This is a genomic window from Fulvivirga sedimenti (assembly GCF_020328055.1).
Window position 1 is genome coordinate 14,131 of record NZ_JAIXNE010000011.1, and the last position, 16,884, is coordinate 31,014.

Annotated in this window: 16 protein-coding genes; 11 read left to right on the plus strand and 5 right to left on the minus strand. The window is 44.9% G+C overall.

Annotated features, from left to right (window positions below):
* Positions 1-101 precede the first annotated feature (101 nt).
* Positions 102-635, plus strand: a complete 534-nt coding sequence (locus tag LDX50_RS30310) for a hypothetical protein (protein WP_225700063.1) — start codon at positions 102-104, stop codon at positions 633-635.
* On the opposite strand, the gene LDX50_RS30315 is transcribed toward LDX50_RS30310, so the two are convergent.
* The gene (locus LDX50_RS30315; RefSeq protein ID WP_225700064.1) at positions 632-1,738 is read right to left on the minus strand and encodes a sulfotransferase family protein; all 1,107 of its coding nucleotides are present in this window, start codon (positions 1,736-1,738) and stop codon (positions 632-634) included. The two genes, LDX50_RS30310 and LDX50_RS30315, sit on opposite strands and share 4 nt — an antisense overlap.
* 13 nt (positions 1,739-1,751) lie before the next feature.
* Between LDX50_RS30315 and LDX50_RS30320 the strand changes: the two genes are divergently transcribed.
* The 5 genes from LDX50_RS30320 to LDX50_RS30340 are packed head-to-tail and all read left to right on the plus strand — an operon-like array spanning position 1,752 to position 8,926.
* Complete coding sequence (locus tag LDX50_RS30320) at positions 1,752-2,633, plus strand: DUF1295 domain-containing protein (protein ID WP_225700065.1); 882 nt, start codon at positions 1,752-1,754, stop codon at positions 2,631-2,633.
* Positions 2,633-3,439 carry an SDR family NAD(P)-dependent oxidoreductase gene (locus LDX50_RS30325; RefSeq protein ID WP_225700066.1) on the plus strand — a complete coding sequence of 269 codons (807 nt, stop codon included), beginning with the start codon at positions 2,633-2,635 and terminating at the stop codon, positions 3,437-3,439. The genes LDX50_RS30320 and LDX50_RS30325 overlap by 1 nt, the downstream gene beginning before the upstream one ends.
* A gap of 14 nt (positions 3,440-3,453) precedes the next feature.
* Positions 3,454-4,782, plus strand: coding sequence for a TolC family protein (locus tag LDX50_RS30330; protein ID WP_225700067.1), 1,329 nt, complete (start codon positions 3,454-3,456; stop codon positions 4,780-4,782).
* Complete coding sequence (locus tag LDX50_RS30335; RefSeq protein WP_225700068.1) at positions 4,779-5,831, plus strand: efflux RND transporter periplasmic adaptor subunit; 1,053 nt, start codon at positions 4,779-4,781, stop codon at positions 5,829-5,831. Before LDX50_RS30330 ends, LDX50_RS30335 begins: the two co-directional genes overlap by 4 nt.
* The gene (locus LDX50_RS30340) at positions 5,831-8,926 is read left to right on the plus strand and encodes an efflux RND transporter permease subunit (protein ID WP_225700069.1); all 3,096 of its coding nucleotides are present in this window, start codon (positions 5,831-5,833) and stop codon (positions 8,924-8,926) included. Before LDX50_RS30335 ends, LDX50_RS30340 begins: the two co-directional genes overlap by 1 nt.
* On the opposite strand, the gene LDX50_RS30345 is transcribed toward LDX50_RS30340, so the two are convergent.
* Together LDX50_RS30345 and LDX50_RS30350 are read right to left on the minus strand one after the other, a co-directional pair.
* Positions 8,927-9,679, minus strand: coding sequence for a phosphatidylethanolamine N-methyltransferase family domain-containing protein (locus LDX50_RS30345; protein ID WP_225700070.1), 753 nt, complete (start codon positions 9,677-9,679; stop codon positions 8,927-8,929).
* Complete coding sequence (locus tag LDX50_RS30350) at positions 9,672-10,259, minus strand: START domain-containing protein (protein ID WP_225700071.1); 588 nt, start codon at positions 10,257-10,259, stop codon at positions 9,672-9,674. The genes LDX50_RS30345 and LDX50_RS30350 overlap by 8 nt, the downstream gene beginning before the upstream one ends.
* A gap of 129 nt (positions 10,260-10,388) precedes the next feature.
* Here LDX50_RS30350 and LDX50_RS30355 point away from each other — a divergent pair, with 129 nt between their 5' ends.
* Positions 10,389-11,150, plus strand: a complete 762-nt coding sequence (locus LDX50_RS30355) for a creatininase family protein (RefSeq protein WP_225700095.1) — start codon at positions 10,389-10,391, stop codon at positions 11,148-11,150.
* A gap of 2 nt (positions 11,151-11,152) precedes the next feature.
* Here LDX50_RS30355 and LDX50_RS30360 read toward each other — a convergent pair whose 3' ends face one another.
* Entirely contained in the window at positions 11,153-12,034 is an 882-nt protein-coding gene (locus tag LDX50_RS30360) for a hypothetical protein (protein ID WP_225700072.1), read from the minus strand.
* Between the two features lie 38 nt (positions 12,035-12,072).
* Positions 12,073-12,513: a MarR family winged helix-turn-helix transcriptional regulator gene (locus LDX50_RS30365; RefSeq protein WP_225700073.1), complete on the minus strand. Its 441-nt coding sequence runs from the start codon at positions 12,511-12,513 to the stop codon at positions 12,073-12,075.
* A 78-nt stretch (positions 12,514-12,591) separates the two neighbouring features.
* Between LDX50_RS30365 and LDX50_RS30370 the strand changes: the two genes are divergently transcribed.
* The 4 genes from LDX50_RS30370 (at position 12,592) to LDX50_RS30385 (ending at position 16,883) form a co-directional block, all read left to right on the plus strand.
* A complete protein-coding gene (locus tag LDX50_RS30370) occupies positions 12,592-13,305 on the plus strand; it encodes a class I SAM-dependent methyltransferase (protein ID WP_225700074.1) in 714 nt (237 codons plus the stop codon).
* 69 nt (positions 13,306-13,374) lie between these two features.
* On the plus strand, positions 13,375-13,947 hold the full coding sequence (locus tag LDX50_RS30375; protein ID WP_225700075.1) for an RNA polymerase sigma-70 factor: 573 nt from the start codon (positions 13,375-13,377) through the stop codon (positions 13,945-13,947).
* A gap of 40 nt (positions 13,948-13,987) precedes the next feature.
* Positions 13,988-14,974 (plus strand): FecR family protein, encoded by a 987-nt coding sequence (locus LDX50_RS30380; RefSeq protein ID WP_225700076.1) that lies wholly within the window; start codon positions 13,988-13,990, stop codon positions 14,972-14,974.
* On the plus strand, positions 14,955-16,883 hold the full coding sequence (locus LDX50_RS30385; RefSeq protein ID WP_225700077.1) for a carboxypeptidase-like regulatory domain-containing protein: 1,929 nt from the start codon (positions 14,955-14,957) through the stop codon (positions 16,881-16,883). Before LDX50_RS30380 ends, LDX50_RS30385 begins: the two co-directional genes overlap by 20 nt.
* Position 16,884: the final 1 nt, after the last annotated feature.

The following is a 16,884-nucleotide window of genomic DNA, read 5'->3' on the forward strand; positions in this document are numbered from 1 at the left end:
ATTTCTTATGTTCATCTGAAGAAAATCATTGCGAATTTATTAAAATCAGGTTCAAAAAAATAAAAGCGTTATATTGGTGCCCATTAACCAACAATTTTAACATGAAGACAATTTTCAGACTTTTAAGTATGATGGCGGTAGTATCCTTATTTTTAGTTTCCGCCTGTGGGGATGATGACAGTGAACCTGAAGTTGACCCGCTAATTGGTATTTATTCCTTGAATTCGGTGATTCTTAACGAAGATGTCACCTATTACGACATGGAATTAATGGCGGATGAAAATATCACCACCCTTGTCGCAGAACAGCTCTATGTTGCATCTCCGTGCGACAACGGTCCGAATACTGTGATCGACCTTCGCGAGAATTTTGAGATCTTTTATGCATGTAAAAATGAATCAACTCCCTCAGAACGGTTTGGTACATGGAGCATCACTGAAAACCGGAACAGGCTTACACTGAACCTCATCATTCAGGATCAGGCATTTCCACTTATCCTTGATCAGCTGGTTGTTTCTGAAACAGGGGTTTCAGGAGTTGTAACCAATTACCCGCTGGTAGAAATTTATCCGGATAATTCTTTTGTGATTAAAACGGTGAGCATCGATATCGTTTTTAATCGTACAACACTCTAATCGACTATCTCCATATTTGGAGGTAAGCCATAATTCCATCTCTCGAGGTAGACCTGCCACCTGTTGGTGACAAGATCATACTCTCTTCGGGAGATGGAATATTTGTTTTTACGGTATCCTTTCTGACTGGCCAGATAGGACTCAAAGCTGGAGCGATCCTGTTCGAACATCGTCATACCTAACTGTTCATAGATATTTTTGAGTGATTCTAACGGGTTTTTTTCAAACTCCTCAAATTTGACATCTACGACCTGCCCGTTTAATGCGTGATCCCGGTCGTATAATTCCATGAGCTTTAAATAGGTTTCCAGGATCATTTCTTCGATGTCTTCTTCGCTGAATTCATGAAACCAAAGCGTGGGCATGAGTTCCAGAAAGAACTTTTTAGTCGAGAGGAATACTACATAGGGGTTTCGGTAAATGTGAATGAACCGGCCATCGGGATAAAGCTCGCGGAGCACTCCGAGTCGTCCTGTATTTACGGGATTTTTAATCACCAGGTATGGGCGCTCCCGCATGATGTATCCCGCACGTCTTAAAAGTTCAGCATAGGAATTTTTCCATTTGTCTGCTCCATGACTGAATCGCACATAGCGGTCGAAGTATTCTGTAGTATCATCAGGAAAGTAAAAAAAGTGATAATAGGAAGCTTCAGTGAGATTGCACAGGGCAAATTCTTCTTCCTGGGGATAATCAACATTTAACTTTACATTATCACTTGGCCTTTTATCAGGCATGATGAAACCCATGAATGGTTTCAAAATTTTTGATGATCCCAGGTATTGTGTGAATACAGTTTGATATGTGGTAACGAAGGCCGCATTGGGCGACTGACAAAGGAGGTTGTGCAACAAGGTTGTTCCGCTTCGCCAGTGTCCCAGGATAAATACCGGCTTCTCAATGCGATGCGAACGTTTTTTACGCAGATACCAACGCTCATACCAGCGCAGCGGAGTAAAAATTAAGATAATTAGGATTGTAAGTATATATTTAAGCCAGTATCTTCCTGCGATCTTTCTCTTTCGTGAAATACGGATGTAGTTTATAAGGTTCGTGCCTATCAGCGGAGAAAGAGGAGGGAGTTTAAAACTTTTTTTTGACATTTTATTTGCTTCTATGCCAGCCAAATTAAACAAAGCGCAAAGCTTTTCAATAGTAATTCTTGCCTATATCATCTCATTTGCCGTTTCTGCCATCATATTGCTGAATTCGGGTATTGAAAACCCTATCATCAATATGGCCGTGGCCGATTTTGCGGCGACAGTGATCATCTTTTTGTTCTCGTTGCTGTTACGCAATTCAAGTATGTATGATCCTTACTGGAGTGTTTATCCCATGTTTATTGCCTTCTGGTGGTTCTTTGAATTTGGAGCGGAAGGCGATCTTATCCGAAATATGATTGTTCTTACCATTGTAAATGCCTGGGGAATTCGACTGACATGGAACTGGGCGCGAAGCTGGCCGGGCATGGTTCATGAAGACTGGCGATATACCAAGCTTTCCGAAGACACCGGCATTTTTTACTGGCTGGTAAGTTTCCTGGGGATTCATCTTTTTCCGACCGTTCTTGTGTTTGCTGGGTGTATTCCGCTTTATTATATCTTTCAGGATCCTTCGGGATTAGGAGTAATCGATTTTATTGCCACGATCGTCGGGATTGGTGCGATTGTAATTGAGGCAGCAGCCGATAACCAACTTCGCAGATTCCGGTTGTCCCGGGAACCCGGCTCAACCAAAATCATGGATTCCGGATTATGGGGATGGTCCCGTCATCCGAATTACTTCGGGGAGATCTCCTTCTGGGTAAGTATATTTTTGTTTAGCCTTCCACTATTTCTTTCTGGCATGTACTGGCTGATATCGGGAATGGTAATGATGATCATTCTGTTTGTTTTTATCAGTATTCCGATGATGGAGAAAAGAGAGATGAGAAAGGAAGGTTATGAGGCTTACCGGAAGCGTGTATCCGCTCTCGTACCATTGCCACCAAGAAAATAATGCCCCGTAATATTGTTATCACCGGGGCAACCTCCGGATTGGGGAAATATGTGGCTGAAACTCTCCTTGGCGGTGATGATCATGTTATTCTGATTGGAAGAAACCGTGAACTGCTTGCAGGCATTGCCCGGAATCATGAAAATTCCAGTTTCTATGTAGCTGATTTTTCAAGTCAGTCTGACGTAAAATCCGTAGCCGTGCAGATTGCCAGGGATTTCCCCCGAATAGACATTGTTTTATGCAATGCAGGAATTCTTGGTAGAGAAAAGCCACATATAACCGCCGATGGGGTGGAGGAGACATTCATGATCAATTACCTTTCCCACTACATCCTTCTGTGTGAATTGTTTTCAGTAAAGACTGTCCCCCGGGTGATTATTACAGGTTCACAGGCAGCGCGCTGGTATACGATTAATTTCGATGATCTGATGTGCCTGGATTCCTATAAACCTTTACATGCATACGGTAACAGTAAAGCCTGCCTGCAGATGCTTGGCTGCTGGATCTTTACGTTAGTGCCTGAAACATCTGTATACATCATTGATCCGGGAACATTTCGTTCGGGAATTGCACGAAGCCGTGCAGGCTGGTTTCAGGCAATCTATAACTTTGCGAAGTGGGGAATGCGTAGTCCGGCAACCGCGGCAAAGGATATTATGGCAATCCTTGATGGCAGGGAATTTCCCGGTGGAAAAATTATTCGACGAGGAAAGGTGAAAGATTTAAGCTTTTCAACCGAAGAATTTGGTAAATTGATTGAAAAGAGCACCGCATTGTCAGGATGTGATATCAGCAGGATCATTTGACAGTACAACGGATTATGAAACAGGCGTTGGCAGTATTACTTATATTTTTCTCAGTGCAGGTCATAGCCCAGCAAGAGCTGCAACTTACCCTTGATGATTGCCTGGAAAAGGCCCTTTCCGATAACAGGCAACTGGAATTAAAAGGACTGGAAATGGAGTTTCAACGGCAGCAAATCGCTGGTCAAAAGCGTTTTTTTGTCCCTGAAATAAATGCCTACGCACGCTATTATCAATACCTTGACGACCGGCCTGTTTTTATCTTTCCGCAAAACATCAACCCTGAATTAAGCGGCCCTGTACAATTGGGCGGGGCACAGAATTTTTACAGTGGAATTACACTCAACCAGCATCTGTTCAATGTCAGGATGTTAAACGGCAACAAACTGTCGAATTACATGGATGAGCTTGCTGAAAAGCGACAGCAGATGAGCGAGGACGAGATCCGGTTCGAGGTGATTCGTACATTCTACCAGATAGAAATGGTAGGGGACGGGCTCTCACTGCTGGATTTCAACCGGGAGAGACTGGAAAAAATGGAACGTGTTACGAAGACAGCGGTTGATAATGAAGCCGTATTGCCGATCACCCTTGAGGAGCTGGCTCTTCATAAAGAAGAGTTGGAGATCAGCCGTCAGGAAATCGAAAACAGGAAACGTCAACTGGAGGATTATATGAAATTCCTTTGTGGCATTGAGACTGAAACCAGAATTTCGCTGGTTGCAGGCGGAACAGAAACGGAACCTGCACTGATGGATGTGAACGATTCAGTATCCAATAATGAACTGGAATTACTGCAGTTGCAGATGAGGATGAATGAGGAAAAGATTCTCCAGGAAACAGCGGGCTCGTACCCTTCGCTGGATTTTTTTATGGCCTTTGAATGGCTGCAGCAGGAAGGAATGGGCGATTTGTTTTCATCAGGGTCAACCTGGTTTAACCAACATATGATTGGTTTGCAACTAAGTATTCCCTTATTGAATCCGAATAATCGTAAATCAAAAATTCAGGAGAACAGGATCAACCAGGAAATGTTGTCCGTTCAACAGGATCTTCTCGAGGAGAAGATACGCATGGAGCGTGCCGCGGCCCGGAGGGATGTACAGCTTTCGCGGGAGCGACTTGATCTTTCAGAGCGCAGGGTGGATGTTTACAAAAGGCAGTTTCAACAGGAGACTATCCGGTATGAACAGGAGTTCTCAACGCTGAAAGAAGCCCTGGAAGCAGAGGACAACCTGCGTACTGCCCAAATGGAAATGTCCAGGCGTAAAATGGATTATTTTCTTTCGATACTTGAGTTGTATCGGACCTATGGTAATTTAGAATCTTTTAACAAGGTGAAATGAAGCGAATCCTCCCCATACTGATCGCCGTTATACTCATAGCCTTTGTCATTTATCAGCTGAAATCAAATAAGGAAAAGCTGGAGGCGCAGACAAATTTATCACTCCAGAAGGTGGAAGAAATTCCCGTTCGCGTATTTACGGTTGCCCCATGGTCAAATACATTTCAGGAAACATTTTCAGGACAGCTTGTTGCCGAAAGCGAGCTGATGGTCACATCATCAGCACAGGGCAGGATTACCAATGTATATGTCGCCAAAGGCCAGAAGATTAAACAGGGAGATGTAATTGCCCAGGTGGAGGATGCACTGCTCAGGGAGCAGCTACAGGTTGCGCAAAGCGCCTATGAGAAGTTGAAAAAGGACCGTGAACGTTTCCGGATCATGGCCGAAAACGAGGCCATTACAGGTCAACAGCTCGAGACACTCGAATTGAATCTTAAAGCAGCCGAGGCAAAGTATCTGGCTGCTCAGCAGCAACTGTCTGACAATCGTGTGAAAAGTCCGATTGCAGGTATTATTAATCAGTTATTTATTAAAAAAGGGGGTATGCTGGGTCCTGGAGTTCCTGTTTGTGAAATTGTGAATACAGATAACCTTCTATTGCGACTGAAATTGTCGCAGAACGAATTGGAACAAATCTCCTCATCTGACCGCGTTGACGTCCGGATTGATGGGATTCAGGAGGTAACAACCGGCACCATTTCATTTCAGAGTGTAAAACCTGATTTTGCCAATCTATTTGAAGTGGATATAGTCTTGAACAGTCAGAAAGGTGACATCCGGCCAGGTATGATGGCAACGGCTATTTCAGAAAGTGCTGCGCCACCTGATGTGATTTTCATCCCCCAGGAAGCATTACTTGGGTATGGTGAGAGAGAATTTTACGTGTTTATAGCCGATGAGGGTATTGCGGCAAAAAGGATTGTATCAAGAGGTGAGAGTAGGAATGGCTGGATCCGGATCATCGATGGGCTTTCCGTTGGAGACAGGGTTATAACTGAGGGACAAAACATGATTGATGCAGGGCAAAAAATAGCAGTTCAGGAATAATGGATATTACCCGCCTTTCCATACAGCGACCCGTCGTAATAATTGTATTCTACATCCTGATTACTTTACTGGGGATTTATATGTATTCCAGGCTGAATTATGAGCTTGTACCGCGTTTTACCCCTGAAGTGATTACAGTAGCGACGGTTTATCCCGGTGCCGGCCCGGAATCCGTCGAGGATAAAATCAGCAAACCCATTGAAGATGCACTGTCATCCGTCGAAAATGTAGATCTCATCGTTGCCACATCAAGGGATAACTTTTCACTGGTGCGGCTCGAGCTTCTTGCCGGCACGAATGTAGATATCGCTGTGCAGGATGTTCAACGCAAGATTGCGGCAATCGCAGGGAATTTGCCCGATGATGCCCGCAGTCCGTCCATCTCAAGATTTGATTTTGATGATCTTCCTGTAATGCGGATCGGTCTTTCTTCCGGCCTATCGCCGGTGGAGTTATCGGCTCTTGCAGAGGACAAGATAGTTCCGGCCCTTTCACGACTGGAAGGCGTTGCGGAAGTAAGACTACTTGGGGGCAGGGAAAAGGAAATACGTGTAGATGTTGATAACGATAAACTGAATCTGTACGGCATCTCCATCTTACAGGTTATTCAGGCTATTCAGGTTGCAAACACCGAAATACCCGTCGGAGCATTGTCTTCTGCGGGCCGTGTGAGAACACTGAAGTTTTCAGGCCAGTTCAGCTCGGTTCAGGAGCTTCGGGAAATTCCAATCGTACACCCAAGGACACGGGTGAACATACCACTTCAGGAGGTAGCGGATATTTATGAAAGCATTACCGCGCAGAAAGTAATCAGCAGGGTTAATACTGCCAATTCTCTTGGCCTTGATATTAAAAAAAGAGGAGGGGCCAATGCTGTAAAAATGAGCCGCCGGGTGCAGGAGGAATTGCAACGGCTAACAGATGAATACCGGGATCAAAAGGTAATATTCAATATTTCCCAGGACACTTCAGAATTCACCCTGGAAGCCGCTAATGCAGTAATGAAAGACCTCGGTTTCGCCATCTTTCTCGTTTCGCTTGTAATGCTGCTGTTCCTTCACAGCCTGAGAAATTCTGTTATTGTCCTGTTATCCATCCCTACGTCCATCCTTACCACGTATATTTTTATGTACCTGCTGGGATTCTCCCTTAACCTGCTTTCGCTGCTGGGCCTGTCACTTGCGATTGGCATTTTGGTGGATGACAGCATTGTGGTTCTGGAGAATATTTATCGTCATCTCGAAATGGGTAAGGACCGCGTTAAAGCTGCCTATGAAGGGCGCATGGAAATTGGATTTACGGCGATCTCCATTACGCTGATCGACGTGGTTGTGTTTCTTCCCATTATCTTTTCTTCCGGACTTGTCGCGGATCTGCTTCGTCAGTTCTCTGTGGTAATCCTGATCTCTACGCTTACCAGTCTCCTTGTGTCTTTCACCCTGGCCCCATTGCTGGTGTCGCGGTTCGGAAAACTGGAAGTGCTTCGACCCGGGTCGATTACCGGAAGACTGGTTCGCGCTTTCGAACGTATGATCGACGCATTTGGAGTTTTCATGGCCAACTTACTCCAAAAGGCAATGAACCACCGTGTAATTACGCTTGCCATCGCCGCTGCCATGCTTGCCGGATCAGTATTTCTGATTCTGGGTGGATTTATTGGCATTGAATTCATTAAGAGCGGTGACAGGGGTGAATTTTTACTTGAACTTGAATTACCATCCGGAACCTCTATTGAGAAAACAGATAAGATCACCCGGTTGGTCGAATCACACCTGGCAGATGTGCCCGAGATCACGGGAATTTTCACGACAGTGGGGATTACCAGCAGCGGCCGCATCGAGGTGAGCACGGAAAACCTTGCCGAACTCAGTATAAAGCTGATCGATAAAAGACAACGTGACCGCTCTGCTTCTGAAATTGCCCGGCAAATAAAACTTGACCTTGAATCTGTAATTCCCGGTGTACGCATCAGGCCCATTGACATCAATATTCTGGGTTTGCGTGACGATGATGCTGTTCAGGTATCAGTGACTTCAGGAGATACTGAAAAACTGTATGCCCTGGCAAAACAGGTTGAAGGCGTCCTAGGGGAAATCGTTGGGGTGGTTGAAGTAACATCCTCGGCCGTGGGAAGGGACCTTGAAACGCGTTTCGTGCCCGATCGGGATCTGATGGAAACCCTAAGTATCAACCCGGTCTATGCTGGGGCAACGCTTCGAACGGCTGTTAATGGAAATCTTGATAATAATCTGGTGTCGGAAGACAGTGATATACCCATTCATATTCAGCTGCAGCGAAGTGATAAAACAGATCCTGAGAAATTGTTGGATATGTCGGTGATCAATGAAAAGGGACAGGTAGTGAAATTGAAGCAATTTGTCTCATTACAGGATATTCCCTCACCAGGTGTACTGGAACGAACCAACAGGACACCGTCCGTTACCATTAAATCTCAGGTAATCGGAAGGACCGGAGGGCAGGTGAACCAGGAATTCAGGAATAAGCTGGAGAATATGTCTGGTACCGGGAATGTTTATTTCATTTTTGGCGGACAAACAAAAAGGACACAGGAAGGGCTGGCGACGATGCTGGTGGCCTTTGCAGCATCTATCCTCCTTGTATATTTCGTACTCGTTGTGCTGTATAATTCCTTTGTTTACCCGCTGGTTGTACTTTTTTCAATTCCCATGGCATTGATCGGTGCACTGCTGGCACTGGCCCTTACCATGGAAGCACTCAGTATTTTTTCGATTCTCGGATTGGTGATGCTCGTTGGATTAGTCGGGAAAAATGCTATTCTGGTGGTTGACTTTACGATCAGGCTTCAACAGGAAGGAATGGAAGTAAAGCAGGCTCTGCTGGAGGCCACAAAACTTAGGTTCAGACCCGTACTCATGACAAACCTGTCCATGATCATCGGTTTGATTCCTATCGCGCTGGCAACCGGTGCCGGTTCAGAATGGAAGAACGGACTTGCCTGGGTCATCATTGGCGGGCTCAGTTCATCGATGCTTCTCACATTGATCATTGTTCCTGTCATCTACACCCTCTTCGCACATCAGATCAAAAATGTAAAAGTATCGGAGGCTTCTTAGTTACCAAATGAAAGGTATTAGTGCCTTTCTGTTTGCCGGATAGTTTTCAAATTTTTGCCGGTACCAACGGTGATGGGCAACAGCCCGCGGGGCGAGGTTGGCAAAAGTGAAGACAGCAAAGGCCAGTCCGGGCATCGACCATGTAAGGATTGCCCAACCAGTCCATTCCAGGATCTCACCAAGGTAATGCGGGCAGGAAACATATTTGAAAACATGTCCATATGGTATTATATAATCCCCGTTTCCTTCCTTCTTAAGGGCTGCAAGCCTTTTGTCGGATGCTTTGTTAAGAAGATATCCCCCCAGGAATATGGCTACACCAACAATAAACCTGGGATCAAGGAGCCAGTCTGTTGAATAATTTACTTTTCCGAAAAGGTAATATCCATTGATGAACCCGTTCATCAAATTGAAAAACACCGCAAAGATGACCAGTAGTACAGGGTACGGCTTTTGGCCGCTTCCAAATTGAAAGGGATAGAAAAAGGTGCGATGGAAATAATGAACCTGCCAGATGATCAGGAATACCCAGGCAGTCGGACTGCTCCATGCCTCGAAATAAAGGAATAATACCAGGATGGTCCCGAAGGCCGGAAATTCCTGCAGAAACCACGCCCATTTTGCGGGGAGTGACGGACCCCAGCCAGATCTCAGAAACCTTCCATACGGTGCCTTGATGAAGAACAGGAGGCCAAAAACCAGGATGGCAAAGCCAAATTCCGCCGGCAATAATATTTGATACAGATTATTCAATTTGTTTTTTTAAAGCGAGTACTGTGTTGTACGGGTTCGAAGCCATGAAAGAATTCACGACCCATGACGGGACAGATCCGCCGGGGTCTGACAGGAATTGATTTTGAATGATTGTCTGACCTTCTGCACGGGTAAACTCCCAATATCCCTTGAAATAGGTTATTCTGGTATGCCTGGACTGGGCCGGATAGTGATCCGGTAAATTCTCATAGGTGATACGGAGTACATTTTCCGACAGATATTCAAAAGTCATTCTGGCAACAAGATCACGGTCCTGTACGGGAAAGGGAGAGTCTATTTGTAAGTAATAGATGTATGCATTGTCGGCCGGTTGTTCCAGTAATTGCGAACCGGAAACATCAGGCATCCAGGAAGGATAATCTGAAATTTCCCGAAAGAGCTGCTCAATGGCTTCCAAGGGCGCTGAAGTCTGGGAGGAAGCCCTGAATTGACGAATTGGAAAGCCTTCCACTTCGCGGGTATAAACTTGGATTTCATTTTTGTCTTTGTCGAGCCGCCATTCATTTTCCTGAAAAGAAAGAAGTGTTGGAACGATCAGGATGATTACGAGTCTTATCATCAATCCGGAATTGTGGTTCACGTTGAAAAGATATCATTTTTTTCAGGCATTTGATAATATGTATACCCAATCAGGCAGCCCAACGGCATGAGATTTTGTATTTTAGATTTAAATAATTTAGATATGGCTATCAGACCCTACATCCTCGCAGAAACAAATTGGAAAGCACTTAAGAATGAGTCCTTCGACCTGGCTGTATTGCCCTGGGGCGCGACTGAAGCACATAATTATCACATGCCCTATGGCACAGATATTATAGAGGCCGACCACATTGCAGCAGAATCCGCACGGATTGCCTGGGAGAACGGGGCAAAGGTGATTGTGCTTCCAACGATACCATTTGGCGTAAATACCGGGCAGTCGGATATATACCTGGATATCAATATGAATCCCAGCACGCAGATGGCCATTTTGGATGATATAATTTCGGTGCTGGACCGGCAGGGAATTCATAAGTTCATGATTTTGAACAGCCACGGCGGGAATGATTTTAAAACCATGTTACGGGAGCTTGGTCTTAAATTTCCCGACATGTTTCTCTGTGCGACAAACTGGTTCCGCATTCCCGGTAAGTACGATTATTTTGACAACGAAGGTGATCATGCGGATGAAATGGAAACAAGCCTTATCCTTCATTTTCGTCCTGACCTCGTCTTGCCCCGGAATGAATGGGGAGACGGGGCTGAGCGGAAGAGTAAGATAAAGGCATTTCAGGAAGGCTGGGCATGGCGTGAACGGCCGTGGAGCAAGATCACTGCAGATACAGGTGTGGGCGACCCTTCCCTTGCAAGCAAGGAAAAGGGTGCCCGTTATTTTGAATATGTCACCTTAAAAATGGCCTCTTTTATGGAGGAAGTCTGTCGGATCAACCCCGAAGAGCTTTACGAATAACCTCATGCGGAGGCAGTTTTGACTGGAAAGGAGCGGATAGGTGCGTCAAGCCAGCTGTAGGAAAGAATCATTCCCCAGGCAAAAGTTGAAACCACTGTCTCCAACAGATGAACCATTCTAACCGTTTCTGGCATAATAGAATTCTGGAGGAGTAATTGACTGTGTCCGAGAATGCTGAATAAAAGGCCGAGGAGTATTGCATTTTGCCAGCGCGTACCTTTAATCACACTAAAGGCATACCATGCAACCGCTGCCCAAACGATGCCGCGAAAGATTTGAAAAGAATACAGTCCTTCGGCCAGGTTCATTTTCATCATTTCCCAGAATGAAAGCATCTCGGTGCTTCCGGAATAATATAAACGTATGTCCGGTGACTGCCATGCAATGTAATAACCGGCAAGAAAATAAAGTGATGGCCAGACTATTACGGTGAGAAGGGCAATTCGAATTAGTTGCGGAGCAGATCCAATATTTGAATATTCCGGAACACCTGATTTTTTACCACCCATCCAAACAGCAATAATGGCAAAGAGTATACTTGATATAATTCCACCTGTTAATAAGGCATATACCGTTTCCCTGGACATTTGAAGTGCGCCAATGAACCAAAGTGATTCTACCTGGGTGATGAAATATTGTAGAATAAAGGACAATAACGCAGTACGCAGGATCAATGGCCATCCGGAAGTGTTTGATTTCATGACATAGTAGAAAAGAATGGTACCATTGAGAAAGGCGACAAGAAGCAGCATGATGTCAAATCCACCTTCGCTGGATTGTGACATGGTTTCATTCGGGAATAATGCCATCCCGATCATTGTTCCAATGATCAGGATAACCAGGTAAACCGGTGTGATGGCGAGGATTTTAAGTGAAGTTTTCATATTGGTTAATTTAGATGTATATGCAACTATATAGATTTTTAAGAGATGAGATTTTTATGGATATTCTGAAGTAACTGAACCGTTTTGGAAAGGGAACTCTCATCAAGCCCTTCCAAAGCGCGGATATAAAGTTGGCCAGCAAGAGCAACCGCCTTTTCCTGCAGTTTCTTGCCTTTGTTGGTTGTATAGATGAGTTTGTTTCGCAGGTCGGTTTTATCGGCGACTTTTACCAGCAGATCATTCTTTTCCATGATTTGCACCATTCTGGCAATGGTTGTCTTATCCCGGTTTAACGCTGCTGCCAGGGATTGCTGGTTCATGCCGTCGTTGTACCACAGTGTGGATAGGAGTGAGAACTGTTCCACAGTCAGTGGTATCTGATTTGCCGCGAAAGCCGCAGTAAGCTGATTGTGAATGGTTTTCGTGATATGCCCTGCAAGATACAGAACGTTGTTTCCTAATGAGCCGGGATCTTTCATAATATAGATGTATATACAACTATTAACGCAACTAAAAAATAAAAGTTGCATATTTTCATATTATTTTCACCTCCTACCATGTCTTACAATTCAACCGCAGCATATCATTACGATGCATTCAGGCCAGACGTTCATCCATTAATACTTGAGGATTTGCTGGAGGCTGGTATTCAGTACGAATGCGGACTGGACATTGGCTGTGGAACCGGGAGATCTACCACAGCCCTGGCACGGTATTGCAAATCCGTAAAGGGGATTGACCCATCCAGGCAAATGCTTGAACGTGCTGTTCCTTCCCAAAAAACAAGTTTTGAATGGTTTGACGGACACAAGCTGCCATTTCCTGCTGATACCTTTGACATCGTAACATTCGCCGGGTCGCTTTTCTATACCGACAGGCATGAAATGCTGCAGGAAACACTTAAGGTTACCAGGTTGAATTCGGTCATAGTTGTTTATGATTTCGATGTTGATCTTGAAATGGTTACGAATACACTTGGTCTTAGAACGCAAATAAAAAGGGACTATGATCACGCGGTTTCGTTTAAGGGGATGGGCGATGGTCGTATTTCATTACTATCAGAAGGGAATAAAGTAATTAAACTTAGCTTCAGCCCGAATGAACTGGCACACCTGCTATTGGTCGACGATGATCTTGGCTCGTTGCTGCACGACGTTATTGATTCACAAGAAATTTATAATGACCTATTGGCAGATTTAATGACGAAATTTCAGGGACAGGATATTGTGCTTCCTGTGTATTCATTTGCTGCCAAGTTTATAACTGTTTAATCTCTGTGGCTTCGACTGTGTTCAGTTTTACAATTCTCTTATATTTAGCTGAAATATTTATCTGGTAGTATGGCAAGCATTGCCGAACGTATAAAGAATGGCGACAGAGCAGCTTTTGAAGGCCTGTTCCATGAATATTATACAGGGCTCTGCCATTATGCCTTCAAGTATATCCGCGATGCCGAGGATGCGGAAGAAATCGTTCAGGATACCTTTGTTCGTTTCTGGGAACGAAGGGCTCAGATTTCAGTAGATCATTCGCTGAAAAGTTATCTCTTTACGTCGGTAAGAAATGCATCCCTGAATTTCCTTAAACATGCTTCAGTAATTCGTGATCACGTGGGTCATGTCCTGCGAAGCGAATCGGAGGAGGATCATTCAGATACGTTAGTTACTGTGGAATTACAGGAAAGAATTGCCATGGCGGTTGAAGCAATGCCTGCCGAACGGAGGCGAATATTCAGGATGTCAAGGGATGAGGGACTCCGGTACAAAGAGATCGCTGATCAGTTGAATATATCTGTTAAAACCGTAGAAAATCAGATGGGCAAAGCGCTCAGGTTTTTGCGCGAAGAGCTTGCCGAATATCTCGTGATTGGCTGGGTAGTATATATTTTATTTCAGTTGAGTGAATGGTTCTGATAGGGGTAAATAACGTTTCAGTTGTCACAGGTTATATAGCATGAATGATAATCAACATATTGATTTTGAAGGGCTGGCCAGGTTCATCAACGGGGAGGTTTCCGGAGAAGAGCAGCAGCGCTGGATTTCATGGATTCAGGAATCTGACGACAATAAAAAAACCTATGAACAGGCACTTAAATTGCTGGAGCCGGATCCGGTTGTTTCAGAGGGACAGCCTTCCATTCCTTTTGACAGCCGGGCTGCATGGACAAAGGTGAGCAGGCGCATTTTGGAAGATGAAAAAGTCATCCGGCCGTTTCCATGGATGAGGTATGCCGCTGTCATTTCAATACTGGCGATGCTGCTCAGCTACTGGGTATTCAATCAATATTTTGCTGACATCACCTATTCGCAGTCAGCCGGGATAGCTACCTATATTCTCCCGGACAGCTCCAGGGTTATCCTGAACGGGAAAGCACGAATAACATTCGATCGGGATTTTAATGGTACGAACCGCCACATTGCACTGGATGGGCAGGGTTATTTCGACGTTAGCCGGGATTCGACGCTCCAGTTTCAGGTAGAAACTCCGCGGGGCCTTGTAGAAGTGTTGGGTACCGCTTTTCTTGTTCATGAAACAACCGACAGTATGGTTGTAGTTGTAGACAGGGGGTTGGTTGAGGTGAGTCTCAAGGATAATTCCGGTTATGCACGGCTTGAAAAAAATCAGGCGGCAGTGATCCGATTTACTGAAGCTTCACTTCGGGAATATGAACTGGATAACACAAATAGTTTATACTGGGCTAATAAGCGATTATCGTACCGCCAGGTAAACCTTTCTGTTGTACTCAATGATTTGTCGGAAATATTTGACATTCCGATTTCATATAACCCTGCTGAGATTAGCAATTGCAGGATTACAGCAGTATTTCTTAATCAGTCTCTTGAGGAAATACTGGAGAACATTTCGCTATCACTTCCCGTAGAATATACCATTTACAATGACCGGGTAGAAATAAATTCAAATGGGTGTCCGACGTTTTAGTCTGCTTTTTGTTTTAATCGCTTTGAGCGGAACCCTGTTCGGACAGTCGGGTATACTCCGGAGCCAGGTAAATTTTCAAGCCGAAAATGAACGGTTTGAAGACGTAATACTTGCGCTGGCCGAAGAAAATAATTTTTCCTTCTCCTATAATCCCTCAATGTTACCGGTTGATAGTCTTATTTCCCTTCGGGTTGAGAACTCTCCGCTAAAAACAGTGCTGGTGACCTTGCTTGGCAAGGAACTTGAAATGAAACAGCGCGGAAATCACCTGGTGATCCTTCGCACCCGGTATACCTTGGACCAACGATCAGCACAATCGGGAAAAAATACCCGTATTGAAGGTTACATCCGAGACGCCAGTTCAGGATTGTCTGTTTCCGGCGCAACCGTTTATGATGTTGCCTCGCTCAATTCGGCCATTACCGATGACCAGGGATATTATCTCCTTGAGATACCTGTGGAAACACCTGTAATCGGTATCACAGTTTCACGGGCAGACCTTCGTGATACCACCATCGTAATATCCAATGAATCAAGAAACCTGAATATTCCGGTGGCAGTGCCCAAGGGAATTGGAGCCGGTTTAAGCGGCGGTCCGGATCGGCTGGATACACTAAAGATCGTAAAAATGGTAGCTGCTGAAGAGGGGGTCTTTACAAGCCAGGGTCTTGGACTTTCCTTGTACAGGACAGCACAAATATCCGTCGTCCCCTTTGTTGGAACCAATTTAAAGATGAGCGGAGTAATCACTAACAAGTATTCGCTCAATGTTCTGGCAGGCTATAATGGCGCCACCAAGGGAATAGAACTGGGCGGCCTTGTAAACGTGACCAGATATTATGTAAAAGGGGTACAAATTGCAGGATTGTCGAATGCCGTTGGCCATGAAACATCGGGGGTACAGCTGGCCGGACTATTTAATACGAACCTTGGTATTGTGAAAGGAGTCCAGATTGCAGGTGTTAATAATCTTGTTCTGGATTCTTTAAAAGGCGTTCAGATATCAGGTGTCAGTAATGTCATTCAGGGTCGGACAGACGGTGTTCAACTAGCAGGCGTCATTAATTTTGCCTTGAAAGATGTGGATGGAGTACAGCTGGCGGGAGTTACAAATATAGCCGTACGTGATGTTAATAAGCTTCAGATTGCGGGTGTTATGAACCTTGGGAAGGATATTTCCGGTGCCCAGATCGCTGGTGTACTGAATGGAAGTTATGGCAACGTCCGGGGTTTTCAAATTGCCGGCATTATGAATACTTCCAGAAATGTAAGCTCACTTCAACTCGCAAGTATTCTGAATGTTGCGGCAGATACAGTGTTCGGGGCACAATTGGCGGCTGTGATGAATTTCGGCCGGCACAACCGGGGTTTCCAGCTTGGTCTGATCAATATTGGTGATACAGTCTCAGGCGCTTCCATCGGATTGATCAATTTGTTTTTGCGGGGGTATAATAAAATTGAATTGCACTACAGTGACGTACTGCCATACTCAGCAAGGCTATTGTTGGGCACGCAGCGGTTCTACAATATATTCGGTATCGGAACACAGGGATTTGAAACCAATAATGTCTGGGGTTACACCTATGGTTTTGGGTCAGCATTCCGGATCGGGAGAAAGAGGAACTTTATTAATCTCAATCTTACCATCACAGACGTGCAAAATGATGCCACATGGTTTGAACATGTAATACCGCTTACGCGCCTTGAATTGCTTGCCGGCTTTTCCCCGGGCAAGGGATGGTTGCTTTTTGCAGGTCCGGTTTGGAGTAATTTATTGTATAAACAGAGCGACCTTGAAGATTATCCTTTTATTCTGGACATCCCACCCTATTCCATGTATGAGGGATCATTTGGGTCCCGCCAGGCAATTGGATGGATCGGATTTACTGCCGGACTTCGGTTTCTATGAT

Coding starts and splice junctions, on each gene's coding strand:
- LDX50_RS30310 (WP_225700063.1), top strand. CDS start 102: ATGAAGACAATTTTCAGACTTTTAAGTATGATGGCGGTAGTATCCTTA.
- LDX50_RS30315 (WP_225700064.1), bottom strand. CDS start 1,738: ATGTCAAAAAAAAGTTTTAAACTCCCTCCTCTTTCTCCGCTGATAGGC.
- LDX50_RS30320 (WP_225700065.1), top strand. CDS start 1,752: ATGCCAGCCAAATTAAACAAAGCGCAAAGCTTTTCAATAGTAATTCTT.
- LDX50_RS30325 (WP_225700066.1), top strand. CDS start 2,633: ATGCCCCGTAATATTGTTATCACCGGGGCAACCTCCGGATTGGGGAAA.
- LDX50_RS30330 (WP_225700067.1), top strand. CDS start 3,454: ATGAAACAGGCGTTGGCAGTATTACTTATATTTTTCTCAGTGCAGGTC.
- LDX50_RS30335 (WP_225700068.1), top strand. CDS start 4,779: ATGAAGCGAATCCTCCCCATACTGATCGCCGTTATACTCATAGCCTTT.
- LDX50_RS30340 (WP_225700069.1), top strand. CDS start 5,831: ATGGATATTACCCGCCTTTCCATACAGCGACCCGTCGTAATAATTGTA.
- LDX50_RS30350 (WP_225700071.1), bottom strand. CDS start 10,259: ATGATAAGACTCGTAATCATCCTGATCGTTCCAACACTTCTTTCTTTT.
- LDX50_RS30360 (WP_225700072.1), bottom strand. CDS start 12,034: ATGAAAACTTCACTTAAAATCCTCGCCATCACACCGGTTTACCTGGTT.
- LDX50_RS30365 (WP_225700073.1), bottom strand. CDS start 12,513: ATGAAAGATCCCGGCTCATTAGGAAACAACGTTCTGTATCTTGCAGGG.
- LDX50_RS30370 (WP_225700074.1), top strand. CDS start 12,592: ATGTCTTACAATTCAACCGCAGCATATCATTACGATGCATTCAGGCCA.
- LDX50_RS30375 (WP_225700075.1), top strand. CDS start 13,375: ATGGCAAGCATTGCCGAACGTATAAAGAATGGCGACAGAGCAGCTTTT.
- LDX50_RS30380 (WP_225700076.1), top strand. CDS start 13,988: ATGAATGATAATCAACATATTGATTTTGAAGGGCTGGCCAGGTTCATC.
- LDX50_RS30385 (WP_225700077.1), top strand. CDS start 14,955: ATGGGTGTCCGACGTTTTAGTCTGCTTTTTGTTTTAATCGCTTTGAGC.